The organism is Bacillus cereus group sp. BfR-BA-01355, from assembly GCF_022663675.1.
Taxonomy (GTDB): Bacteria; Bacillota; Bacilli; order Bacillales; family Bacillaceae_G; genus Bacillus_A; species Bacillus_A thuringiensis_S.
The window spans coordinates 1-636 of sequence record NZ_JAKUFY010000284.1; the positions used below are offsets into that span (position 1 = coordinate 1).

Consider the following 636-nt stretch of genomic DNA (forward strand, 5'->3'; position numbering starts at 1 on the left):
GTTCGACTCCTCTCGGGCGCGCTTTTATTAACGGGAAGTGGCTCAGCTTGGTAGAGCACCTGGTTTGGGACCAGGGGGTCGCAGGTTCAAATCCTGTCTTCCCGATATTCCCAAAAACATGGGGCCTTAGCTCAGCTGGGAGAGCGCCTGCCTTGCACGCAGGAGGTCAGCGGTTCGATCCCGCTAGGCTCCACTTATTTTAATATCATTTATGGCGGTGTAGCTCAGCTGGCTAGAGCGTACGGTTCATACCCGTGAGGTCGGGGGTTCGATCCCCTCCGCCGCTACCATAAAGGACCTTTAGCTCAGCTGGTTAGAGCAGACGGCTCATAACCGTCCGGTCGTAGGTTCGAGTCCTACAAGGTCCACCACTAAAGGTTTATATCTCGGAGGTATACCCAAGTTCGGCTGAAGGGATCGGTCTTGAAAACCGACAGGCGGCGAGAGTCGCGCGGGGGTTCGAATCCCTCTACCTCCTCCATTTTTTCTTAAATTACATATTATATCATCGCGGGGTGGAGCAGTACGGTAGCTCGTCGGGCTCATAACCCGAAGGTCGCAGGTTCAAATCCTGTCCCCGCAACCAAATGGTCCCGTGGTGTAGTGGTTAACATGCCTGCCTGTCACGCAGGAGAT

At 54.6% G+C, this 636-nt stretch carries 6 tRNA genes; all 6 read left to right on the forward strand.

The window, feature by feature from the left end:
- The first annotated feature begins 31 nt into the window (after positions 1-31).
- The 6 genes from MR167_RS31600 to MR167_RS31625 all read left to right on the forward strand — a co-directional run bounded on the left by MR167_RS31600 (position 32) and on the right by MR167_RS31625 (position 586).
- Positions 32-105 (forward strand) — tRNA-Pro (locus MR167_RS31600).
- Positions 106-120: 15 nt separating this feature from the next.
- Positions 121-193: transfer RNA gene (locus MR167_RS31605), tRNA-Ala, on the forward strand.
- Between the two features lie 20 nt (positions 194-213).
- A tRNA-Met gene (locus MR167_RS31610) sits at positions 214-290 on the forward strand.
- A 4-nt stretch (positions 291-294) separates the two neighbouring features.
- A tRNA-Ile gene (locus tag MR167_RS31615) sits at positions 295-371 on the forward strand.
- Positions 372-388: 17 nt separating this feature from the next.
- A tRNA-Ser gene (locus tag MR167_RS31620) sits at positions 389-481 on the forward strand.
- Positions 482-509: 28 nt separating this feature from the next.
- A tRNA-Met gene (locus MR167_RS31625) sits at positions 510-586 on the forward strand.
- Positions 587-636 lie beyond the last annotated feature (50 nt).